At 66.8% G+C, this 21,605-nt stretch carries 17 protein-coding genes; 4 read left to right on the top strand and 13 right to left on the bottom strand.

Annotation, left to right across the window (positions count from 1 at the left end):
* Positions 1-35 precede the first annotated feature (35 nt).
* Positions 36-1,898: a glucokinase gene (locus tag ACK6C6_RS03005; RefSeq protein WP_409265829.1), complete on the bottom strand. Its 1,863-nt coding sequence runs from the start codon at positions 1,896-1,898 to the stop codon at positions 36-38.
* A complete protein-coding gene (locus ACK6C6_RS03000; RefSeq protein WP_409265827.1) occupies positions 1,898-3,553 on the bottom strand; it encodes an alpha-amylase family glycosyl hydrolase in 1,656 nt (551 codons plus the stop codon). The genes ACK6C6_RS03005 and ACK6C6_RS03000 overlap by 1 nt, the downstream gene beginning before the upstream one ends.
* Before the next feature lie 312 nt (positions 3,554-3,865).
* On the opposite strand from ACK6C6_RS03000, the gene ACK6C6_RS02995 reads away from it, so the two are divergent.
* From ACK6C6_RS02995 to ACK6C6_RS02985, 3 genes are all read left to right on the top strand, one after another.
* Complete coding sequence (locus ACK6C6_RS02995; RefSeq protein WP_409267297.1) at positions 3,866-5,404, top strand: oligopeptide:H+ symporter; 1,539 nt, start codon at positions 3,866-3,868, stop codon at positions 5,402-5,404.
* Positions 5,405-5,470: 66 nt separating this feature from the next.
* Positions 5,471-8,182 (top strand): alpha-1,6-glucosidase domain-containing protein, encoded by a 2,712-nt coding sequence (locus tag ACK6C6_RS02990; RefSeq protein ID WP_409265825.1) that lies wholly within the window; start codon positions 5,471-5,473, stop codon positions 8,180-8,182.
* Positions 8,183-8,205: 23 nt separating this feature from the next.
* A complete protein-coding gene (locus ACK6C6_RS02985; RefSeq protein ID WP_409265823.1) occupies positions 8,206-8,664 on the top strand; it encodes a hypothetical protein in 459 nt (152 codons plus the stop codon).
* Between the two features lie 65 nt (positions 8,665-8,729).
* Here the strand turns inward: ACK6C6_RS02985 and ACK6C6_RS02980 are convergent, their stop codons facing one another.
* A complete protein-coding gene (locus ACK6C6_RS02980; protein WP_409265822.1) occupies positions 8,730-9,044 on the bottom strand; it encodes a hypothetical protein in 315 nt (104 codons plus the stop codon).
* A 173-nt stretch (positions 9,045-9,217) separates the two neighbouring features.
* Here ACK6C6_RS02980 and ACK6C6_RS02975 point away from each other — a divergent pair, with 173 nt between their 5' ends.
* On the top strand, positions 9,218-9,916 hold the full coding sequence (locus ACK6C6_RS02975; RefSeq protein ID WP_409265821.1) for a hypothetical protein: 699 nt from the start codon (positions 9,218-9,220) through the stop codon (positions 9,914-9,916).
* A gap of 216 nt (positions 9,917-10,132) precedes the next feature.
* On the opposite strand, the gene ACK6C6_RS02970 is transcribed toward ACK6C6_RS02975, so the two are convergent.
* From ACK6C6_RS02970 to ACK6C6_RS02925, 10 genes are all read right to left on the bottom strand, one after another.
* The gene (locus tag ACK6C6_RS02970; protein WP_409265819.1) at positions 10,133-10,870 is read right to left on the bottom strand and encodes an ABC transporter ATP-binding protein; all 738 of its coding nucleotides are present in this window, start codon (positions 10,868-10,870) and stop codon (positions 10,133-10,135) included.
* Positions 10,860-11,618, bottom strand: coding sequence for an ABC transporter permease (locus ACK6C6_RS02965; protein WP_036214468.1), 759 nt, complete (start codon positions 11,616-11,618; stop codon positions 10,860-10,862). Before ACK6C6_RS02965 ends, ACK6C6_RS02970 begins: the two co-directional genes overlap by 11 nt.
* A gap of 3 nt (positions 11,619-11,621) precedes the next feature.
* Positions 11,622-12,044 (bottom strand): hypothetical protein, encoded by a 423-nt coding sequence (locus ACK6C6_RS02960; RefSeq protein ID WP_409265818.1) that lies wholly within the window; start codon positions 12,042-12,044, stop codon positions 11,622-11,624.
* On the bottom strand, positions 12,045-12,620 hold the full coding sequence (locus tag ACK6C6_RS02955; RefSeq protein WP_409265816.1) for an SCO family protein: 576 nt from the start codon (positions 12,618-12,620) through the stop codon (positions 12,045-12,047).
* The gene (locus ACK6C6_RS02950) at positions 12,617-13,642 is read right to left on the bottom strand and encodes an ABC transporter substrate-binding protein (RefSeq protein WP_292039029.1); all 1,026 of its coding nucleotides are present in this window, start codon (positions 13,640-13,642) and stop codon (positions 12,617-12,619) included. The genes ACK6C6_RS02955 and ACK6C6_RS02950 overlap by 4 nt, the downstream gene beginning before the upstream one ends.
* A 70-nt stretch (positions 13,643-13,712) precedes the next feature.
* Positions 13,713-15,575 (bottom strand): glucokinase, encoded by a 1,863-nt coding sequence (locus ACK6C6_RS02945; protein ID WP_409265815.1) that lies wholly within the window; start codon positions 15,573-15,575, stop codon positions 13,713-13,715.
* A 223-nt stretch (positions 15,576-15,798) separates the two neighbouring features.
* Positions 15,799-16,815 carry an alpha/beta fold hydrolase gene (locus tag ACK6C6_RS02940; protein ID WP_409265814.1) on the bottom strand — a complete coding sequence of 339 codons (1,017 nt, stop codon included), beginning with the start codon at positions 16,813-16,815 and terminating at the stop codon, positions 15,799-15,801.
* A gap of 77 nt (positions 16,816-16,892) precedes the next feature.
* On the bottom strand, positions 16,893-18,086 hold the full coding sequence (locus ACK6C6_RS02935) for an ATP-binding protein (RefSeq protein ID WP_409265812.1): 1,194 nt from the start codon (positions 18,084-18,086) through the stop codon (positions 16,893-16,895).
* An 87-nt stretch (positions 18,087-18,173) separates the two neighbouring features.
* Positions 18,174-19,853, bottom strand: coding sequence for an alpha-amylase family glycosyl hydrolase (locus ACK6C6_RS02930; protein WP_409265811.1), 1,680 nt, complete (start codon positions 19,851-19,853; stop codon positions 18,174-18,176).
* A 25-nt stretch (positions 19,854-19,878) separates the two neighbouring features.
* The gene (locus ACK6C6_RS02925) at positions 19,879-21,522 is read right to left on the bottom strand and encodes an alpha-D-glucose phosphate-specific phosphoglucomutase (RefSeq protein ID WP_409265810.1); all 1,644 of its coding nucleotides are present in this window, start codon (positions 21,520-21,522) and stop codon (positions 19,879-19,881) included.
* Between the last annotated feature and the right edge of the window lie 83 nt (positions 21,523-21,605).

Raw genomic sequence — 21,605 nt, 5'->3', positions numbered from 1 at the left:
GCGCCGGGCGCGCGCAGCCCGTAAACCCGGACGGATCAGCTGTCCAGGTGCGAGATCAGGAGCCTGCGCGCCTCGCCGTCGTGGGCTTCGCCATGCTGGCCGTCCACCGAAATGCCCACCGCGAGGATGTCGATCAGGAGCAGCTGCAGGATGCGCGAGATCATCGACAGGAAGCTGGTGCTGTCCTCGGCATGGTCCACCGCCAGGCACACCGTCGCCTTGCGTGCCAGCGGCGACTGGCTGTTGCTGATGGCGATCACGTCGGCGCCGGCGGCGCGGGCGGTGTCCACCGCGCCCAGCAGCTCGGTGATGCTGCCCGAATTCGATACCGCGATGACGACGTCGCCCGGCTGCAGCAGCTCGGCCGCGAGCTGGAACAGGTGCGAGTCGCCGTACAGCGAAGTCGGGATGCGAAAGCGGAAGAACTTGTGCTGCCCGTCCAGCGCCACCGCGCGCGAATTCCCCATCGCGAAGAACTCGACGCGGCGCGCCCGGCTCACCAGTTCGATGGCGCGGTCGAGTGCGCGCACGTCCAGCTGGTCGCGGAAGCGCAGGATCGCCGACACCGTGTTGTCGATCACCTTGGCCGACAGGTCGTGGGTGCTGTCGCTGATGCGCACCTGGCTGTGGCGCACCGGGATCGAGCCGGTCAGGCTGCTCGCGAACTTGAGCTTGAAGTCGGCCAGGCCCTGGAAGCCGAGCGAGCGGCAGAAACGGATCACGGTCGGCTGGCTCACGTCGGCCAGGCGTGCGATCTCGGCGATCGGCTCGTTCAGCACCAGGCGCGGCTGCTCCAGCACCAGGCTGGCGACCCGCTGCTCGGCCGGGCTCAGGCTGTGGCGCAGCTGCTGGACGCGCTCCATCAGCGTATTGGCGCCGCTGCGCCCGCGCAGGTGCTCGGCCAGGATGGTCGCCACGCCATGCAGGGCCGGATGCGGCGTGGTGATGACGTAGGTCGGGATGTCGGCCAGGTAGCTGGAAAAGCGTCCCTTGGCTTCGAAGCGGGCGCGGAAGGGCGAGCCGGCGAACCATTCGCCCATGCGCGGCACGATGCCGCCGCCGATGAAGATGCCCCCGAAGGCGCCCAGCGTCACCGCCAGGTTGGCCGCAGCCGCGCCCAGCATGCCGCAGAAGCACTCCAGCACCTCCAGGCACAGCGGGTCCTGCTCGTCCAGCGCGCTGTTGACGATCTCGGCCGCCTTGCGCGCCGGGGCCGCGACGCCGTTGCGCGCCGCCAGCGCGCGGTGGATGATTTCCATGCCCGGTCCAGAGATCAGGCGCTCGTTCGAGACGTGCGGCCATTCCTTCCAGGCGGTCTGCAGGATGGCGAACTCGCGTTCGTCACCGGGCGCGAAGTTGACGTGGCCGCCCTCGCTGCCGAGGGTGACGAAACCGTCGGCGGTCGGGATCACGCCCGACACGCCCAGGCCGGTGCCCGGACCCAGCACGCCGATCACGGCGTTCGGCGCCGGCGCGCCCTGTCCCACCTGCATCAGGTCGCCGCGGGTCAGGCCGGGAATCGCCATCGCCAGCGCGGTGAAGTCGTTGACGATCAGGAGCGTCGTCAGGCCCAGCTCGCGCCGCACCGCGTCGGTCGAGAACTGCCAGTCGCGGTTGGTCATGCGGACGAAATCGCCGCTGATCGGGTTGGCCACCGCCAGCGCCGCATGATGCAAACGCATGTCGGCGTGGTCCTTCAGGTAGTAGCGCAGCAGCGAAACGATGCCGTCGAAGTCCTCGCACAGCAGCACCCGCACGGCGGTGAACACGCCGGGCGCGGTCTGCAGCGCGAAGCGGGCGTGGGTCGCGCCGATGTCGGCCAGCAGGCGCGGTCCGTCGGCGAAGGCCGTGCGCGCCGATTTTTCCGAGAAGGTTCCAGCTTCCTGCTGGCTGCCCATTATTTGCCCGCGCCCGCTGCGATGCTGCCGAACCAGGCGCCGTAGGGCGGCAGGCTGACCTTGCCGCCGGCTGCCTGGCCCGGCAGGCCGTGCGTATCGAGCGGCTGCGCGGCGCTGCTGGCCGGCCAGTCGAAGCTCACTTCACGATCGGACAGGTTGAAGGCGGCCAGTACGCTGTCCATCCCTTCCACGTCGCGGCGCAGGGCCAGCACCGGCTCCGGCGCGTCGAAGAAGACGATGTCGCCGCGGGTCAGCTGCGGCATCGTCTTGCGCCAGGCGATGAAGCGGCGCTGGAAGTTCAGCATCGAGTCCGGGTCCTGGTCCTGCCGTTCGACGCTGTTGGCCAGGTGCGGCTCGGCCACCGGCAACCAGGGCTTGCCGGCCGTGAAGCCGGCGTTCGGCGCCTCGCTCGTCCAGGGCATCGGGGTGCGGCAACCGTCGCGGCCCTTGAACTCGGGCCAGAAGGTGATGCCGTACGGGTCCTGCAGCAGTTCGAAGGGCACATCGGCCTCGCTCAGGGCCAGCTCGTCGCCCTGGTACAGGCAAGGGGTGCCCTTGAGCGAGAGCTGCATCGCCAGCACCAGCTTGGCCAGCGCCGGACCGGCATTCTGGCCTGGCGCGCCGCCCCAGCGGGTGACGACGCGGATGGCGTCGTGGTTGCCGACGGACCAGGAGGCCCAGCCGTCCTTGACGCGTTCCTTGAAGTCCTCGACCTGCTTGCGGATGTGGGCCGCCGTGAATTCCGGCGTGAGCAGGTTGAAGCTGTAGGCCATGTGCAGCTTGTCGCCGCCTTCGGTGTACTCGGCCATCTGGGCCAGCGCGTCGTCCGAGCTGACTTCGCCGATCGACACTGCGCCGAACTCGTTCAGCTGGGCGCGCACGCGCTGCAGGAAGGCGATGTTCTCCGGCTGGGTCTTGTCGTAGACGTGGGCCTGCATGCCGTAGGGGTTCACGTCGGTCACGGTGGACGTGTCGCGCACCAGGGCCGGCGGGTTGCTGCGCAGCTCGCGGTCATGGAAGTGGAACACGCAGGCGTCCATGCGCACGCCGTCCACGCCGCGCTCGAGCCAGAAGCGCTGTGCGTCCAGGTGGGCCTGCTGCACTTCCGGGTTGTGGAAGTTCAGCTGCGGCTGGCTGACCAGGAAGTTGTGCATGTAGTACTGCTTGCGGCGGGTATCCCATTGCCAGGCCGAGCCGCCGAACACCGACAGCCAGTTGTTCGGCGGGCAGCCGTCCGGGAGCGGGTCGGCCCACACGTACCAGTCCGACTTCGGGTTGTCGCGGCTCTTGCGGCTCTCGACGAACCAGGGGTGGGTGTCGGCGGTGTGCGACATCACCTGGTCGATCATGATCTTCAGGCCCAGGCTGTGCGCCCTGGCGATCAGCTTGTCGAAGTCGGCCAGGGTGCCGAACAGCGGATCGACGTCGCAGTAGTCGGCGATGTCGTAGCCGAAGTCCTTCATCGGGGATGTGAAGAAGGGCGACAGCCAGACGATGTCCACGCCCAGGCTCGCGATGTAGTCGAGCTTGTCGGTGATGCCGGCCAGGTCGCCCACGCCGTCGCCATTGGTGTCGAGGTAGCTGCGCGGATAGACCTGGTAGATGATGGCTTCTTTCCACCAGTTCGGGTTGGCGGTCGTCGAGATCTGGGTCATGGCTGGCTCGTCAGGGATGATCGGAATTCTAGGGAATATACAGGATCGGCTACAACTTTACAATTGGATAATGGGCGCAAGCCAAGCACCATAATCCTTTATATTCAACGACTTATGATAAAACGTCATTTCCGTGCATCGATATCGAAGTAGCTAAACTACGCGTCATTTGTATCTGCAATGTTTCACAACCATATTTTTATTGCAAAGTAACTCAGCCTCGGCATAGGATCGCGTCTGTTGCGATTTTCCGAGGTAGCCATGACTTCTCCAGTCACCGAAGCAAAAAGCGAAGTAAAGAGCACCGGGCGCATGCCGCGGCAGATTCCCTACATCATTGCCAACGAAGGCTGCGAGCGCTTCAGCTTCTACGGGATGCGCAACATCCTGACGCCCTTCCTGATCTCGACGCTGCTGCTGTTCGTGGCCGAGGAGAATCGCGCCGGCGAAGCCAAGCACGTGTTCCACACCTTCATGATGGGTGTGTACTTCTTCCCGCTGCTGGGCGGCTGGCTGGCCGACCGCTACTTCGGCAAGTACAACACCATCTTCTGGTTCAGCCTGATCTATTGCGCCGGCCACGCCTGCCTGGCCATCTTCGAGCACAGCGTCAGCGGCTTCTATTTCGGCCTGTTCCTGATCGCCTTCGGCTCGGGCGGCATCAAGCCGCTGGTCGCGTCCTTCGTGGGCGACCAGTTCGACAAGACCAACAAGGACAAGGCGAAGGTGGTGTTCGACGCCTTCTACTGGATCATCAACTTCGGTTCCTTCTTCGCCTCGCTGCTGATGCCGATCCTCCTGAAGGACTACGGCCCGTCGGTGGCCTTCGGCGTGCCGGGCATCCTGATGTTCATCGCGACCATGGTGCTGTGGAGCGGCAAGAAGAAGTACGTGCACGTGCCGCCGGCGCCCGCCGATCCGCATTCCTTCCTGCGAGTGGTGCGCACTGCCCTGCTGGCAAAGCAGCCCGGCGCCGGCCGTCCCGGCCTGTTCGTCGCCGGTCTCGGCATCGTCGGCGCCGTGGCCGCGTTGGGGCTGTGGTCAAGCATGGGTCCCGTGATCGCGCTCTGCCTGGCGCTGGTGGTCGTGATCGCCTTCGTCGGCACCGGGGCCTCGATGCAGCTCGACCGCGCGCGCGGCGTGCACCCGGATGCCGCCGTGGACGGCGTACGCGCCGTGCTGCGCATCTTGATCGTATTCGCCCTGGTGACCCCGTTCTGGTCGCTGTTCGACCAGAAAGCCTCCACCTGGATCGTGCAGGCCAATACGATGTCCACCGAAGTCAGCCTGCTGGGCTGGACCTTCGAAGTCATTCCGGCCCAGATGCAGGCCCTGAACCCGCTGCTGGTCATGCTGCTCATCCCGTTCAACAATCTGGTGCTGTTCCCGCTGCTGAACAAGATGGGCCTGCTGCCGACTGCCCTGCGCCGCATGACCGCCGGCATCGTCTTCTCGGCGCTGGCCTGGATCGTGGTCGGCAACCTGCAAGTGCAGCTCGATGCGGGCGATACGGTGTCGATCGCGTGGCAGATCCTGCCCTATGCCCTGCTGACCCTGGGCGAGGTGCTGGTGTCGGCCACCGGCCTCGAGTTCGCCTACAGCCAGGCCCCGGCGTCGATGAAAGGCGTGATCATGGCCCTGTGGTACCTCGCGGTCACCGTCGGCAACCTGTGGGTCCTGATCGTGAACGCAGGCGTGAAGAACGAGGCGGTCATCGCGCACATCGAGAACTCGGGCGTGGGCGTGATCGCCTTCCAGATGTATTTCTTCGCCGGCTTCGCCATGCTGGCGGCGCTGGCCTTCGGCCTGTACGCCAAGCGCTACAAGATGGTCGACCACTATCGCGCCTGACGCGATGCCCCGCGGGCGGGCGCGGTTTACCTGCGCCCGCCCTGTTCCACCTACTTCTTCGCCACGATGACCCGACTCCATTACGCCGCGCTCGCCGCGGCAGCCCTCGCCTCGTCCGCCCACGCCGCGGTTCCCCTCGCCACCTGCGACGATCCGTCGTTCCAGCAGGTCCTGCACGCGTCGAGCGCCACGCTCGACGCCCGCGCCGTCTGGCTCGACCGGCGCCTCCTGACCTGGCCCGGCGCCGAAGCCGGATCGACCTTCCGCCTCTACCATTCGGGCACGGCCGCGATCGTCGCCACACCCGGCGCCAAGGTGACAGGCGCAGACGGCGCGCTGGCGCTCGAGGCCTCCACGGCCAGGCTGCCGGTCCGCTTCAAGTGGGTCGGGGCCGGCCCGGTGCTGTCGGTGCGCGCGCAAGACCTGGCGCGCCTGAAGGACCTGCACCGCGGCCAGCTGGTGCTGGTGCAGGAAGCCGCGGACGGCACGGTACGCGCGGCCACGCGCATCCAGGCCGCCGGCGCGCTCGACGACCTGTACGCGGCGGCGGGCGAGCTGCCCGAGCTCGGCGCCACGCCGAGGAAGGGACGCACGGCTTTCCGCCTGTGGGCGCCGACCGCGCAGGGCGCCGCCGTCTGCACCTATGACAGCGGCAGCGGCAAGGCGACCGCCGTGCACGAGATGGCCTTCGATGCGCGCACCGGCGCCTGGAATGCGTACGTCGCGCGCGACCTCTCGGGCAGCTATTACCGCTATGCGGTGGACGTGGCCGTCGACGGCATGGGCCTGGTGCGCAACCTCGTCACCGATCCCTATTCCGTCAGCCTCACCACCGACTCCAAGCGCAGCTACATCGCCGACCTGGGCGCGGCAAACCTCAAGCCGAAAGGCTGGGACGCCACCCGCGCGCCGAACACGGTCAAGGCCCAGACCGACATGGTCATCTACGAGCTGCACGTGCGCGATTTCTCGATCAACGACCCGAGCGTCCCGGCGGAGAAACGCGGCAAGTACACCGCTTTCGGCGAAGCGAATTCGAACGGCATGCGCCACCTGAAGGCGCTGGCCAGGGCCGGCCTGACCGACATCCACCTGCTGCCGGTGTATGACCTCGGCACGGTGCCGGAAAAGGACTGCGCCGTGCCCGCCCCAAACGGCGCCCCGGACAGCGAGAGCCAGCAGGCCCTGACCCGCAAGACCGCCGATACCGACTGCTTCAACTGGGGCTACGACCCCTACCACTACAACGCCCTGGAAGGCAGCTACGCCAGCGACCCGTCGGACGGCGCGCGCCGCATCCTCGAGTTCCGCCAGATGGTGATGGACCTGCACCGGGCCGGCCTGCGCGTCGGTACCGACGTGGTCTACAACCACACCTTCATCGCCGGCCAGAACGACAAATCGGTGCTGGACCGCGTGGTGCCGGGCTACTACCACCGCCTGAATGCCGTCGGCGCCATCGAGCGTTCGACCTGCTGCGACAACACGGCCACCGAAAACATGATGATGGCCAGGCTGATGATCGACTCGGCCGAGCTGTGGACCCGCCACTACAAGATCGATTCCTTCCGCTTCGACCTGATGGGCCACCAGCCGCGCGCAGCGATGGAGCGCCTGCAGAAGCGCGTGAACAAGGCCGCGGGGCGGCACGTGGAACTGATCGGCGAAGGCTGGAACTTCGGCGAGGTCGCCGACGGCGCCCGCTTCGTGCAGGCCTCGCAGCTGTCGCTGAACGGCTCCGGCATCGGCACCTTCAGCGACCGCGCGCGCGACGCCGTGCGCGGCGGCTCGGCCGGCGACTCGGGCGAGGCGATGGTGCGCCGCCAGGGCTACATCAATGGCCTGGTCTATGACCAGAATGCACTCGGCGGCGAGCATAAACAGGTCGACCTGCTGCGCGCGGCCGACATGATCCGCGTCGGCCTGGCCGGTTCGGTGCGCCCGTTTGCCTTCCAGACCTTCGAAGGCAAGCTGCGCAAGCTGGAAGACATCGCCTACGGCAACCAGCCGGCCGGCTATGCGAGCCAGCCGGGCGAAGTGGTCAACTACGTCGAGAATCACGACAACCAGACGCTGTTCGACATCAACGTGCTGAAACTGCCGGTGGAGACCAGCCCCGCCGAGCGCGCCCGCGTGCAGGTGCTGGGCATGGCGATCAATGCCTTCAGCCAGGGCGTGGCCTACTACCATGCCGGCATCGACACGCTGCGCTCGAAGTCGCTGGACAAGAACAGCTTCAATTCCGGCGACTGGTTCAACCGCATCGACTGGAGCTACCAGGACAACTACTTCGGCACCGGCCTGCCGCAAAGCGACGACAACGGCAAGGACTGGCCGCTGCTCAAGCCCTTCCTGGCCAAGGCCGCGGCGATCAAGCCGGCGCCCGCCGACATCGCCTTTGCCCGCGACGCCTTCCGCGACCTGCTGGCGATCCGCGCCAGCTCGACCTTGTTCCGCCTGCGCTCGACCGAGGATATCGTGCAGCGCCTGCGCTTCTTCAATACCGGACCGCAGCAGGAGGCGACCGTGCTGGCGGCCTGGATCGACGGCAAGGGCTATCCGGGCGCGAAGTTCGCCGGCCTGAGCTACCTGGTGAACGTGGACAAGGTGGCGCACACGGTGAGCGGCGAAGCCTTGCGCGGCAAGCGCCTCAAGCTGCACCCGGTGCATACGGCTGCCGGCGCCGCCGACAAGCGTGCCGCCCAGGCAAGCTTCGACAGCGCGAGCGGCAGCTTCACGGTGCCGCCGCGTACGGCAGTGGTGTTCGTCGCCGAGTAAATCCTGGATCAGGTGGGGAACACATGAGCCATGAACACAGCGTCACGACTGCGCCTGTACCGGAACGGGACGAGCCGGATCCGCCCGAGATCTTCAGCATCGGCGGCCTGGCGGTCGCCGGATTCTTCGGCGGCCCGCTGGCGCTGTTATACCTTGCCAATCGGGATTTAAGCACCTTGCACGAACCCGCGTTGCAAAGGCGCCTCGCGCACTGGTTTATTCCGTTGAGCGCTGTCTGGCTATATTTCCTGTTCAACTCCCCGCCGGATCTTGTTTCGCAATGGCTGCCCTATCTGCCACAGACGATCCTGTGGTGGATGGTCGTGCGCCATCTGTTCCGGCAAGCGCATGCCGGTTTCGTACAACGCGGCATCGCGATGCGCCCCAAGTACGATGCGTTCGAGTTCGGATTCTGCGTGTTTCTCGGCCTAAAGGCCGTTCTCTGGATCGGGGACGTGCTGTACGAACGCTTGGTTCTCTGAAGCAAGCGCAGAGCGTGATGCGATCCAATGTACAGATCGCCCCTACGCCTGCGTGCATTTGCCCGTCAGCCGCCCATATCCCGCAGGCGGGCGATCTCCACCGAGCCCTTCTCGTCGAAGATCGGGCATTGTTCGGCCAACTCGACCGCCGCGTTGAAGTCGGCGGCCGCGATGACCGAATAGCCCGACAGCGAGGCGCTATTGAGTTTCGGGCCGCGCAGGCGGCTCGGCACCTCGACGCTGCTGTGCGACAGTGCGCCGCGGTCCACCAGCGCGGCGCCGAGCGCGTCGAACCAGCTGGCCCAGCGCTGCGGGTCGTGCTGCGGGCCTTCCGACTCGTCGACGGTCGATCCGCGGTAAACGATCAGGTATCGTTCCATTGCCGGCTCCTCTGCAGTATTGTCCAGTCAAACCTTAGCAGAAGCATTGTGCGGGCGACGCACATCTCGGCGCTGGCAGAAAAAATTGGTGACTTTCCGTCAGGCCAGCTTCGCTATACTGCCCAGCTATGGCCAGCTTCCCGCTTTCCCCTGCATTCCCGCCCCGCATGCCGATGACGAGCGATCGCCGCCTGGGCGGCATCCTGGCCACCGTACTGGTCCACGCGGCCCTGGTCCTGGGCTGGCAGGTGGCGCGCACGCTGCCGCCGCCGGAGGCCGAAGCGGAAAGCCCGTCGATGCAGTGGATCGAATTGCCGCCCCTGGCGCCGGAGCCGGCACCAGAGGCGCCGCCTGACGCGGCGCCCCAGCCGCAGCCTCAAGCGGCCGGCCGCCCTGCCCGCTCCGCGCCCCCCGCGGCCCTGCCGGCGCCTTCCGCACCGGCAGAAGCACCCGCCGCCATTGTCGAGGATGCGCCAGAAACGCCCGCCAGGCCGAACGCCGCCAGCATCCTGGAGAACGCACGGCGCAGCGTCGGCAGCATCGACCGCGCACTGCGCAAGGAGAACAAGCCGCTCATCATCGCCCCGCCGGACAGCCCGGAGCTGCGCATGCGCAGGGACATGGAGCAGGCCCATGCACTGGCGCCGCCGCGCCTGTGGGAAGCGCCGAAGGTGGAGGAACTGGTGAACAACACCGGCGATGGCGCGCGCCGCACGCGCGTGATTACCGGCCGCCGCACCTATTGCATCACCGAGCGCTCACCAGCGACCAACGTCGAGATGATCGAGATGCACGGCAAGATCAGGCTGACCAATTGCCCGGCGCCCGAGGAGCCTGCCAAGCGGCAGGAGTGGCGTACGGCAAGAGACTGAGACAAATAACTTCTCCCCCCGGGGTCAGGTCTGACATTCAGACACGGCCTCGACCATAAATATGTATTGCCGGCCACTGGCCCAAGTTGGCCCATTAAAGTAACAGCAGTAATAGCAGTAACAGCAGGGTTCGTGTCCGAATGTCAGACCTGACCCTGACGCGCTCTGACGCGTGCCCCTGACGCGCTGACGCCGACCCTTGATGCTGCCGGCGGGCTACAAGCCGAGCTGCGCCAGGATCGCGTCCTTGGTCTGCTGCAGTTCGGGTTGCGACACCTTGCGCGGATGCGGCTGCGCGATCGGGAACACCGACTGGATCGTCGTCGGGCGCGGCGACAGCACCACCACCCGGTCGGCCAGGTAGATCGCCTCTTCGACGTCGTGCGTGATCAGGATGACCGTGTGGCGTTCTTCGCGCAGCACGCGCAGCAGTTCGTTACGCATCTTCAGCGCCGTCAGCGCGTCGAGCGCCGAGAAAGGCTCGTCCATCAGCAGGATGTCGGGTTTCACCGCCAGCGCCCGCGCGATTTCCACGCGCTTCAACATGCCGCCCGACAGCTCGTGCGGGTAGGACTTCTCGAAGCCCTTCAAGCCCACCATCTCGGCGTAGTGGTCGGCGGTGGCCACCTTGGCCGGATTGTCCTTGCCGGACAGGCCGAACATCAGGTTCTCGCGCACCGTCAGCCAGGGGAACACCGAACCGTGCTGCGAGATGACGATGGCGTTCGGCGAGGGCCGGGTCACCGGCACGCCGTCGATGCTGACGGCGCCGCTGTCCGGATGCTCGAAGCCGGCCAGCAGCTTCATGAGGGTGGACTTGCCGCAGCCGGACGGGCCGACGATGGCCACGAATTCTCCCGGCGCCACCGCCAGGTCGATGCCGCCCACCACTTGCAGGGCCTTGAAGCTGCGCTTCAGGCCGCGAATCTCGATCTTTGTCGTCCTAGCGTCCATAACGCCACCTCACTCCCCTGAGTCCTTCGAGCCGGCGCATCAGGACGTCCAGGCCCAGGCCGATCAGGCCGATGATGATCATCGCCGCCACCACCAGGTCGTAGCGGTTGCCGGCATTGCGCGAATCCATGATCAGGTAGCCCAGTCCCGAGCTGCGCACGATCATCTCGGCGGCCACCACCACCAGCCAGGCGACTCCGAGGCCGATGCGCATGCCGGTGAGGATCTCAGGCAGCACGGCCGGCACGATCACCTGGCGGTACAGCTTGGCGCGCGGCACGCCGAAGTTCTCGGCCGCGCGCAGGTAGCGCCCGTCGATGGCGTGCACGCCGGCGGCGGTCTGCAGGATCATCGGGAACACCGAGGCCAGGAAGATCAGGAAGACCGGCGCCATGTCGCCCACGCCGAACCACAGGATCGCGATCGGGATCCAGGCGATTGGCGAGATCGGGCGCAGGATCTGGAATACCGGGTTGAGTGTGCGGTAGGCCGCATCGACGCGGCCCACCCACAGGCCGAGCGGCAGCGCGACCAGCACCGCGATCAGGAAGCCGGTGGCCACCCGCAGCAGCGAGGCGCCGATGTGCTCCCACAGCGTGCCGTTGCGCGCCAGCTCCATGGTGCCGGCCGCCACCTGTCCCGGGGTTGGGAAGATCAGGCTGCCGCTTTGCTCGACCACGATCCACCAGATCGCCACGATGGCGGCGATCACGAGAAGCGGAGGCCATATCCTGTTCAGTCTATCCATTGCTTACCCATTGCGGTTCAGGAGGGAGTCTAGGCGCCACTTCAGGCGCGCCAGGCCGGCGGCGGGCGCCGGGTCGACCACGACCGTCATCGTGCCGCTGGCGTGCGCGGTACAGTCGAAGGGGTGCTCCCCAAGCTGTGCGAACGGCAGGCGGAAGTCCTGGCCCGGCATGATCAGGACCGGGCCGAAGACCTGCGGCACCGTGTCGTTGTTGCGCAGCAGGAGCACGTCGCGCACGCCCAGGGTGAGCGTGATGCGCTCCGGCAGGACGCTGGTCTTGTCGCCCTTCATGCGGCGCTCCCAGGTGCCCTTCGGGATCTCGAACAGCTGGTCGCGCGAGGACGCCTGCAAGGGGGCGAACGCGGCCCAGGCGAAGCCCCCCGCCAGCAAGGCCACGATCAGGGCGATACCGATACGCGCCTTCATCTACTCGGCCGCCAGCACGTTCACGTCGTGCACCATCTCGTCGGCCGGACGGCCGAAGGGCATCAGCGCGCGCAGCATGCCTTTCTTGTCGATGAAATAGAGGTAGGACGAGTGTCCCATCTGGTAGCCGCTCTGCCCTGCGGGAGCGGCGAACTTGGTGGCCGTGATGCCGTAGTCCTTGCGGATCGCCGCCATCTGTTCGGGCGTGCCGGTCAGGCCGATGAAATCCTTGTCGAACTGGGCCAGGTAGGATTTGAGGCGCGCCGGCGTGTCGCGTTCCGGGTCGACCGAGATGAACACCACCTGCAGCCGGTCGGCATGCGGCCCCAGTTTCTGGCGCGCCTGGGCCAGCATGGCCAGCGAGGCCGGGCACACGGCCGGGCAATGGGTGAAGCCGAACTCCAGCACCACCACCTTGCCGCGCAGCGCGGACAGGCGGAAGTCGCTGCCGTCGGCAGCCTTCTGGGCGATTTCCGGAGCTACACGCGCCGGCGAGAAGGTACCGGACTTGAGGGCCGGCGCCGCCTGGACGGCTGCGGCGCACAGCAGCAAGGCTGCGAGCAGGACGCGCTTCACAAGGCCACCTTCACCGGTCGGATGTTCCTGACAAAACTCTCGTCCACGTACTGCTCGTAGCGTACCGGCCGCTTGAGCGTGCCGGCCTGCACCGAGAGCTGCATCAGCTCGTCGAATTCGGCACGCAGCATGCGCAGGTCGCCGTAGGTCACGCGGTCGCTCGGGTTCTGCATGACGAAGCGGATGATGTTGGGGTCCTGGTTGAAGAACTTGCGGTTCGACGCGATCAAGGCGGCCTTGTCGCGGTTGGCGGGCCCGGCGTCGAGCCAGTTGCCGGCGGCCTGCACGTAGTTCACCAGGTCCTGCACCAGCGGACGGTCGGTCCGGATGAGTTCCTCGCGCACGGTCAGCACGCAGCAGATGTAGTTGCGCCACTCGTTGCGCGTCATCGACAGCGGGCGCGCATAGCCGGCGCGCTGGGCCGCGGCGCCGAAAGGCTCGCCGGTGCAGTAGCCGTCCACGGCGCCGGCATACAGCGCGGCCGGCATGTCGGGCGGCGCCATCTCGATGATCTGCACGTCCTTGGCCGACATGCCCTCGCGCGCCAGCATCCTGCGCAGGAACAGGTAGTCGACGGCGAAACGGCTCGGGATCGCGATGCTTTTGCCGCGCAGGTCGGAGAACTTGCGGTAGGGCGAATCGGTGCGCACCATGATCACGGCGCCCGAGCGGTGCCCGAGCGAGACGATCTTCAGCGGGATGCGCCAGTCGGTCAGGTCCATGACCAGGGGTGCCAGCATGTAGGCCGCCTGGATGCGGCCCGTCATCAGGGATTCCTTGATCTCCGGCCAGCCCGAGAACTTGTTGTATTCGAAAGCGGTGAAGTGTGCATCCGGCTTGCCGTCGTTGACGGCGCGCGCCTTGCAGGCGATCGGCAGCGTCAGGTTGCAGGTGACCGGCAGGCCGCCGACCTGCAGCGGCCGGGGCGCCGGCGCTGCGCTGGCGCTCGTGCCCATGCCGGCCAGCGGCAGGGCCAGGGCGCCGCCGAGCAGCTGGCGCCGGCGCGGGGAATGCTCATGCATGGAAACGCTTCCAGAACCAAGGGGTGGCCAATTCTAGCACCATGTTGACCACGGTCAATACGTAAAGCCCTTATATATCTAAGTGCGAGATCAGGAGCCGGCGCTCGGCATCGCCGTCGCCCGCTTCGCCATTGCCGTTGTGGTTGCCGAGCGAAATGCCGACCGACATGATGTCGATCAGGAGCAGCTGCAGGATGCGCGAAATCATCGACAGGAAGGTCGTGCTGTCCTCGCTGTGATCCACCGCCAGGCAGACGGTCGACTTCTTCGCCAGCAGCGACTTGCTGCTGGTAATGGCGATGACGTCCGCCCCCGCCGCGCGTGCCGTGTCCACGGCCTCGAGCAGCTCCGGCAGCTGGCCGCCGGTGGAGATCGCGATCACCACGTCGCCCGGCCCCAGCAGGCCGGCGGCCAGCGTGAACAGGTGCGAGTCGCCGTACAGCGCGGCCGGGATGCGGAAGCGGAAGAACTTGTGCTGGCCATCCAGTGCCACCGCGCGTGCATTGCCCATCGCGTAGAACTCGACGCGGCGTGCGCGCCTCAAGAGCTCGATGGCGCGGTCGATCGCGTGCACATCTAACTGGTCGCGGAACTTCAGGATCGCCGACACCGTGTTGTCGATGACTTTCGCCGACAGGTCGTGGGTGCTGTCGCTCATGCGCACCTGGCTGTGGCGCACCGGGATGGTGCCGGTCAGGCTGCCGGCGAACTTGAGCTTGAATTCGGCCAGGCCCTGGAAGCCGAGCGAGCGGCAGAAGCGGATCACGGTCGGCTGGCTCACATCCGCCAGGCGCGCGATCTCGGCGATCGGCTCGGACAGCACCTTGCGCGGATGCTCCAGCACCAGGGCGGCCACGCGCTGCTCGGCCGGCGAGAGTTCGTGGCGCAGCTGCTGCACCCGGTCCATCAGGGTGTTGGCGCCGCTGCGGCCGCGCAGGTGCTCGGACAGGATCGCCGACACCCCGTGCAGGGCCGGGTTGGGCGTCATGATCACATAGGTGGGGATCTGGGCGATGTAGTCGGTGAAGCGGCCCTTGGCTTCGAAGCGGGCGCGGAACGGCGACGTGGCGAACCATTCGGCGATGCGCGGCACGATGCCGCCGCCGATGAAGATGCCCCCGAAAGCGCCGAGCGTCACCGCCAGGTTCGCCGCTGCGCCGCCCAGCATGCCGGCGAAGGTTTCCAGCACTTCCAGGCACAGGGCGTCCTTGTCGTCGAGCGCGCCGCTGACGATGTCGGCGGTGCTGCGCGCCGGCGCCTCGACGCCATTGCGCTTGGCCAGCGCCCGGTACATCAGTTCGATGCCGGGACCGGAGATCAGGCGCTCGTTCGACACGTGCGGCCATTCCTGCCAGGCGTGCTGCAGGATCGCGAACTCGCGTTCGTCGGCCGGGGCGAAGTTGACGTGGCCGCCCTCGCTGCCCAGGGTGACGAAACCGTCGATGGTCGGGATCACGCCCGACACGCCCAGGCCGGTGCCCGGCCCGAGCACGCCGGCCACCGCGTGGCTTTGCGGGGCGCCGCCGCCGACCTGCATCAGGTCTTTCGGCTCGAAGCCCGGCAAGGCCATCGCCAGCGCCGTGAAGTCGTTCACGATCAGGAGCGTCGACAGACCGAGGGTGCGGCGCACCTCGTCGGTCGAGAACTCCCAGTCGCGGTTGGTCATGCGGATGTAGTCGCCGCTGATCGGGTTGGCCAGGGCAAACGCAGCGTGGTTGATGCGCACCCTGCCGGTCTGGGCCAGGTACGCGTGCAGCAGCGGCACGATGCCGCTGTAGTCGTCGCAGAGCAGCACCGACACCTGGCGCAGCACGCCGGGCGCGGTCTCGAGCCCGAAACGCGCATGGGTGGCGCCGATGTCGGCGAGCAGGCGCGGACCGTCGGCGAAAGCGGCGCGGGAGGGTTTCAGTTCGGTATCGGGTTCAACAGTCATCGCGGTTCAGGGCTGGGCGGGACCTCGGCCCCGGATCGCGTTAGGATACCATTGAACGATTGGCAAGAATACGCTTGCTGCGCTACGGTTTACCGTAGGGTGGGCAGGTACCCTGCCCACGCGGCGATAGTTTGCAGCAAGATCATCGCGCCCGAGATCGGTGCCAGTAACAATCACCGCGTGGGCGGGAGACCCGCCCACCCTACGCAAAGCGACATCCGGCTTACCGAAGCAAGCCCTTCAGCAGCTCGCGGTGGAAGCGCGCCGGATCCTGCATCTGCGGCGCATGTCCCATGTCCGGGAAACTGACCAAGGTCGCCTTCGGAATGCTCTTCGCGGTCTGCTTCGCCAGTTCCGGATAATTGCCGAGCTTCGGGCGGATCTCCGCCGGCGCGGCATCCTTGCCGATCGCGGTGCTGTCCTTCAGCCCGATCAGCAGCAGCACCGGCATGGTCAAATGCGGGAACTCATACACCACCGGCTGCGTGTAGATCATGTCGTACAGCAGCGCCGAGTTCCAGGCGACGATCTGCTTGCCCGGCCCGCGGTACATCCCGGCCAGCATCTGCACCCAGGGCTCGTATTCCGGCTTCCAGGTGTTCACGTAATAGGTCGATTTCTCGTAGTTGCGAATGCGCTCGGCCGTGGTCTGCAGCTCGCGCTCGTACCACTTGTCCACGCCCAGCGAGGGAACGCCCACGGCCTTCCAGTCTTCCAGGCCGATCGGGTTGACCAGCACCAGTTGCTCGGACTGCTGCGGGTACATCAGGCCGTAGCGCACCGCCAGCATGCCGCCGGTCGAGTGGCCCATGACGATGGCGTTCTTCACACCGATCGATGCGAGCAGCGCATGCGTGTTCTGCGCCAGCTGCTGGAAGCTGTATTGGTAATGGGCGGGCTTGGTGGACTTGCAGAAGCCCACCTGGTCGGGCGCCACCACGCGGTAGCCGGCCCCGCTCAGCTCCTTGATCGTGCCTTCCCAGGTCGCGCCACAGAAGTTCTTGCCGTGCATGAGCACCACCGTGCGGCCGTTCGGCTTGGCCGGCTTGACGTCCATGTAGGCCATCTGCAGCTTCACGCCCTGCGAGGTGAATTGGTAGCGCTGGACCGGATACGGATAGTCGAAGCCTTCCAGCTCGGGGCCATAGGCCGGCTCGGCGGCAGGCTGGGCGGCGACGGGCAGCGCGAGGGTGAATGCGGCGCACAGCAGCGCGCCGGACAAGCGTGTCAGTACAGGCATGATGAGCAAGGGTGGGTTGGCGGAACGGCAAGAATAGCGGAAACACAGGACACCAACCTGACATCCGCCTTAAGGTCTCAGGGCTTGCCGGGCAGTTCCGGCTGCTCGGGCCGCTCGCGGCGGCCCTGTTCCGCGTCCGGTCGACGCAAGGGAATGCGCACCGTGAACTCGCTGCCCTTGCCCGTGCCTTCGCTGCGCACCTCGACCGTGCCCTGGTGCAGCGCGACGATCTCTTTCACCAGCGCCAGGCCGATGCCCAGTCCTGCGCCGCGGTCGGCGCGCCCGCTCTCGGCCTGGGTGAACACGTCGAAGATCTTGGGCAGCATCTCCGGCTCAATGCCCTTGCCGCTGTCCTTCAGGTAGCAGATGAAGTGGGTCTGGTCGACGGTGGCCGTCAGCCAGACGTCGCCACCCTGCGGGGTGAACTTGACCGCGTTGTTGAGCAGGTTGACGAAGACCTGCTGCATCCGGCGCGCGTCCACCTCGACCTCGATCGGCAGGGGCGGAAAGCTGCGGTGGATCGCGATCCCCTTGAACTGCGCGGCGGTGGCGCAGCCGTCCACCGCGTCGTTCAGCAGGGCCTGGTATTCGACCCGCTCGTAGTTGATGCTCATCTTTCCCGTACTGACCCGGGCGACGTCGACCAGGTCTTCGACCAGGCGTTCGAGCAGGCCGAGCTGGCGCTCCATCACCTGCAGGGGCCGCTCCATGGCGGCGGCGTCGCCCGCCTGCATGCGCATCAGCTGGACCGCCGTCTTGAGCGGCGACAGCGGATTGCGCATCTCGTGCGCGATGGTGCCCAGGAATACGTCGCGCCGGGATTCGCGTTCGCTGGACGCCTTCAGTTCGTTCTCGAGATAGCGGGTGCGCACGCGCAGGTGGGTGGCGTCGCGGAAGATCTTGACGAAGCCCGTCACCCGTCCTCCTTCGCGGTGCAGCGGCAGGCTGACGCCGCTCGACCAGAACCAGGAGCCGTCGCGCCGCATGTGCCAGCGCTCGTCCTCGCCGACCCCGACCAGGGCGGCCGTATTGGCTTCGTGCTCGTCGAGCTTGCGCTCGCGGTCTTCGGGAACGAACAGCATGGCGGTCGGCTTGCCCAGCACCTCGGGCGCGGTCCAGCCGGTGATGAACTCGGCGCCCGAGTTCCAGCCCGTGATGCGCAGCTCGGCATCGTAGAACATGATGCCGTACTGGCGGGTCTTTTCCAGCAGCAGGGTGTGCAGCGCGGCGGCGTCTTCGCGCTTCCAATACAGGGGTCCGGTGTCGGTCATGTCGACGTCAAAGCGTGATTGTCTCGGACACCATTGTATCGGGGCGCAAGCCGCGCACGGCATGGCCGTGGCGGCTTGTGGCGCGGCTCAGTCCTGCGCGATCAGGGCGACCGGCGCTGCCGCTGGGAACTGCACCTTGCCGCCAGTTACTACCGCGGTTTTGCCCGAGTACCAGTCGCGCACCGTCTGGCCGTCGTTGAACACGCCGGCGACCGAAATCGGCACCGCCTTGTCCTTCGGCAGGTCGAGCGCGACCACCACGCGGTCCGTCACGCCATCCTTTTGCCAGGTGCGCTTGAAGGTGTAGGGGCTGGAGGCCAGCATCTGGTGCACGCCGGCGCCGACGGCCGGGTGGGCGGCGCGGAAGCGGCCCAGCTTGGCCCAGTGCTCGCGTACCTCGGCCACCCGGTGGGCGCCGCGCTGTGCATTCGCTGCCAGCTCGTCCCAGTTCATGAAGGAGCGCAGCTTGGCGTCGCCTTCGGCGCCTTCGATGTTGAGCAGGCGCGCGGTCTCGTCGCCGTAGTAGATCTGGGCGGCGCCCGGCGCCAGCAGCAGCTTGTTGGCCGACTCGATCGGGCGCTGGCGCGCCGGGTCGAAGGGACTGCCGTCGTCGTGCGAGCTGAGGTAGTTCAGCACCCCGTAGCCCTTCATCGGGCCGTGCAGCGCCTTCGAGTAATCCGAGAACAGCTGTTCGTAGCCCTTGGCCGCGTCCGACTTCATGCTGAAGTTGATCATGTTGTCGAAGCCGTTGGCGAGCCAGTCGACCTTGACGCCGCCGCCCATGTCGAAGCTGCGGCCGTGGTGGATCGAATAGTTGTAGACCTCCGAGGTCATGAAGAACGGCAGGTCGCCGAGGCGCTTGGACGGGTTGGCGCGCTTCCATTCTTCATAGGCCAGGCTGGCTTCCTGCTTGAGTTCCTTCCACACGCCCGGCTCGGTGTGCTTGACGGTGTCGGCGCGGAAGCCGTCCACGCCATACTTGCGGATCCAGTCGGCATGCCACTTGATGAGATAGTAGCGCGGCGCGCGCGGGTAGCCGGTGCGCTTGAAGAAGTCGTCCAGCTCCTTCACCTCGCGCTCGTAGCGCCCTTCCTTCTTCCATTTCGCCACCAGGGCCGGCGGCAGGGCCACGTTGGCATTGCTATTGGTGAGGATGTCCGGCAGGTTGTCCACCAGCGTGCAGTCGACCGTGGTCGGCGCATCCTTGTAGGTGCACTTCGGCCCCGTGCGCACCCAGTCCTTGGGCCAGACCGGGTCCTGCGCGGTGACCGGGCCGGTATGGTTCATCACCACGTCGAGAATCACGCGGATGCCGTTCGCGTGCGCGGTCTCGACAAAGTTGCGGAAGTCCTTCTCGGTGCCCAGGTTGGCATCCACGGCGGTGAAGTCCTTGGCCCAGTAGCCGTGGAAGCCATAGGACAGGCCGGTGCCCTCGTCGGTCGGCCCATGGATCTGCTCGACCGGAGGCGTGAGCCAGATCGCGTTCACGCCGAGCTCCTTGAAGTAGCCGTCCTTGATCTTGGCCGTGATGCCGGCCAGGTCGCCGCCCATGAAACCGCGCAGCTTGGCGGCATCGGCCTTGCGGCCGTACGCCAGGTCGTTTGCCTTGTCGCCGTTGTTGAAGCGGTCCGTCAGCAGGAAGTAGACGGTGGCGTTCTCCCAGACGAAGGGCTTGCCGGCCGGCTGGCTGGCGGTGGTCTGTGCGGCTGCTTGGGTAGCGACGCCAAAGGCGAGCAGCATGGAGGCGGCAAGGACGGGAAGTTTCATGCGGGTTCCTGTGGTTGGTGGTGGGTCAGGTAATCACGGTCGGGCGCTCCCGGCCGGTGCGCTGGCGCAGTTCCGCCACGCTGTCGGCGATGGGGATCAGTTCGGAGAGAGCGTCTTGGGTATCGAGCTCGTGGCGTGCGGGGTCGGCCTCGTAGCGTTCGAGGTAGAGGCGGATGGTCGCGCCTTCGGTGCCGGTGCCGGACAGGCGGAACACGATGCGCGAGCCGTCCGCCATGATGATGCGGATGCCCTGGCGCGTCGCCACCGAACCGTCGACCGGGTCGTGGTAGACGAAATCGTCGGCCTCGGCCACGCGGAAGCTCCCCAGCGTCTGGCCGGCCAGGTCCGGCAGCTTCGCGCGCAGCGCCGCCACCAGGCTGTCGGCGGCGGCGGCGTCGACCGCCTCGTAGTCGTGGCGCGAATAGTAGTTGCGGCCGAAGCGGGCCCAGTGTTCGCGCACGATCTCGTTCACGGACGCATTTGCCGAATCCTTGCGCGCGGCCAGCAGGTTCAGCCAGAACAGCACGGCCCACAGGCCGTCCTTCTCGCGGATGTGGTGCGACCCGGTGCCGTAGCTTTCTTCGCCGCACAGCGTGACCAGGTTGGCGTCCATCAGGTTGCCGAAGTACTTCCAGCCGGTCGGGGTCTCGAAGCAGGAGATGCCCAGGCTTTCCGCGACGCGGTCGGCCGCCTGCGAAGTGGGCATGGAGCGCGCGATGCCGGTGATGCCCTTGGCGTAGCCGGGCGCCACGGTGGCGTTGGCGGCGATGATGGCCAGGCTGTCCGACGGCGTCACCGCCAGGCCACGGCCGACGATCATGTTGCGGTCGCCGTCGCCATCCGAGGCGGCGCCGAAGTCGGGCGCGTCCGGGCCATTCATGTGGTCGATCAGGTCGGCCGCGTTGACCGGGTTCGGGTCCGGGTGTCCACCACCGAAGTCCTCCAGCGGATCGCAGTTGACCACGGTGCCGGCGGGCGCGCCCAGCATGCCTTCGATGATGGCTTTGGCGTAGGGACCGGAGACCGCGTGCATGGCGTCGAAGCGCATCCGGAAACCGCGGCCGAACAGCGCGCGGATCGCCTCGAAGTCGAACAGGCGCGCCATCAGCTCGCTGTAGTCGGCCACCGGGTCGATGACCTCGACCACCATGTTCTCGAGATGGGTGCGCCCCAGCTGGTCGAGGTCGACCGCTGCGGCGTCGCTGATGCGGTAGGACCTCACCGCCTGGGTGTGGGCGAAGATCGCCTCGGTGATCTTCTCGGGCGCCGGGCCGCCGTTCTCGATGTTGTACTTGATGCCGAAGTCGCCGTCCGGGCCGCCGGGATTGTGGCTGGCCGAGAGCACGATGCCGCCGAAGGCCCCGTGCTTGCGGATCACGCAGCTCACCGCCGGGGTGGACAGGATGCCGCCGCGCCCTACCAGGCAGCGGGCGATGCCGTGGGCGGCCGCCATGCGCAGGATGGTCTGGATCGCTTCGCGGTTGAAATAGCGGCCGTCGCCGCCGACGACCAGGGTGCGCCCCGGGCCCTCGCCCAGGGTCAGGAAGATTGCTTCAACAAAATTCTCGAGGTAGCCGGCTTGCTGGAACTCGGTCACCTTCTTGCGCAGGCCCGAGGTGCCGGGCCGCTGTCCGGCGAATGGCGTGGTCGGGACGGTCTGGATGGTCATGCTTCGCTCCTGTCGTTATAACGAATTGCAACATCCACTGATGTTGATAAAACGTTACGATACGACAGGCGCGGAATCACTGG

Origin of the sequence: Massilia sp. BHUDP2 (genome assembly GCF_046236355.1) — a bacterium.
In the GTDB taxonomy this organism is placed as follows: domain Bacteria; phylum Pseudomonadota; class Gammaproteobacteria; order Burkholderiales; family Burkholderiaceae_D; genus Telluria; species Telluria varians.
The sequence above is the reverse complement of the archived record's forward strand: the minus strand, read 5'-3'. Positions and strand labels throughout refer to the sequence as shown.

Bases quoted from the DNA above. Each gene is read 5' to 3' on its own strand.
- ACK6C6_RS03005 (WP_409265829.1), bottom strand. From the start codon at position 1,898: ATGGGCAGCCAGCAGGAAGCTGGAACCTTCTCGGAAAAATCGGCGCGC.
- ACK6C6_RS03000 (WP_409265827.1), bottom strand. From the start codon at position 3,553: ATGACCCAGATCTCGACGACCGCCAACCCGAACTGGTGGAAAGAAGCC.
- ACK6C6_RS02995 (WP_409267297.1), top strand. From the start codon at position 3,866: ATGCCGCGGCAGATTCCCTACATCATTGCCAACGAAGGCTGCGAGCGC.
- ACK6C6_RS02990 (WP_409265825.1), top strand. From the start codon at position 5,471: ATGACCCGACTCCATTACGCCGCGCTCGCCGCGGCAGCCCTCGCCTCG.
- ACK6C6_RS02985 (WP_409265823.1), top strand. From the start codon at position 8,206: ATGAGCCATGAACACAGCGTCACGACTGCGCCTGTACCGGAACGGGAC.
- ACK6C6_RS02980 (WP_409265822.1), bottom strand. From the start codon at position 9,044: ATGGAACGATACCTGATCGTTTACCGCGGATCGACCGTCGACGAGTCG.
- ACK6C6_RS02975 (WP_409265821.1), top strand. From the start codon at position 9,218: ATGACGAGCGATCGCCGCCTGGGCGGCATCCTGGCCACCGTACTGGTC.
- ACK6C6_RS02970 (WP_409265819.1), bottom strand. From the start codon at position 10,870: ATGGACGCTAGGACGACAAAGATCGAGATTCGCGGCCTGAAGCGCAGC.
- ACK6C6_RS02965 (WP_036214468.1), bottom strand. From the start codon at position 11,618: ATGGATAGACTGAACAGGATATGGCCTCCGCTTCTCGTGATCGCCGCC.
- ACK6C6_RS02960 (WP_409265818.1), bottom strand. From the start codon at position 12,044: ATGAAGGCGCGTATCGGTATCGCCCTGATCGTGGCCTTGCTGGCGGGG.
- ACK6C6_RS02950 (WP_292039029.1), bottom strand. From the start codon at position 13,642: ATGCATGAGCATTCCCCGCGCCGGCGCCAGCTGCTCGGCGGCGCCCTG.
- ACK6C6_RS02945 (WP_409265815.1), bottom strand. From the start codon at position 15,575: ATGACTGTTGAACCCGATACCGAACTGAAACCCTCCCGCGCCGCTTTC.
- ACK6C6_RS02940 (WP_409265814.1), bottom strand. From the start codon at position 16,815: ATGCCTGTACTGACACGCTTGTCCGGCGCGCTGCTGTGCGCCGCATTC.
- ACK6C6_RS02935 (WP_409265812.1), bottom strand. From the start codon at position 18,086: ATGACCGACACCGGACCCCTGTATTGGAAGCGCGAAGACGCCGCCGCG.
- ACK6C6_RS02930 (WP_409265811.1), bottom strand. From the start codon at position 19,853: ATGAAACTTCCCGTCCTTGCCGCCTCCATGCTGCTCGCCTTTGGCGTC.
- ACK6C6_RS02925 (WP_409265810.1), bottom strand. From the start codon at position 21,522: ATGACCATCCAGACCGTCCCGACCACGCCATTCGCCGGACAGCGGCCC.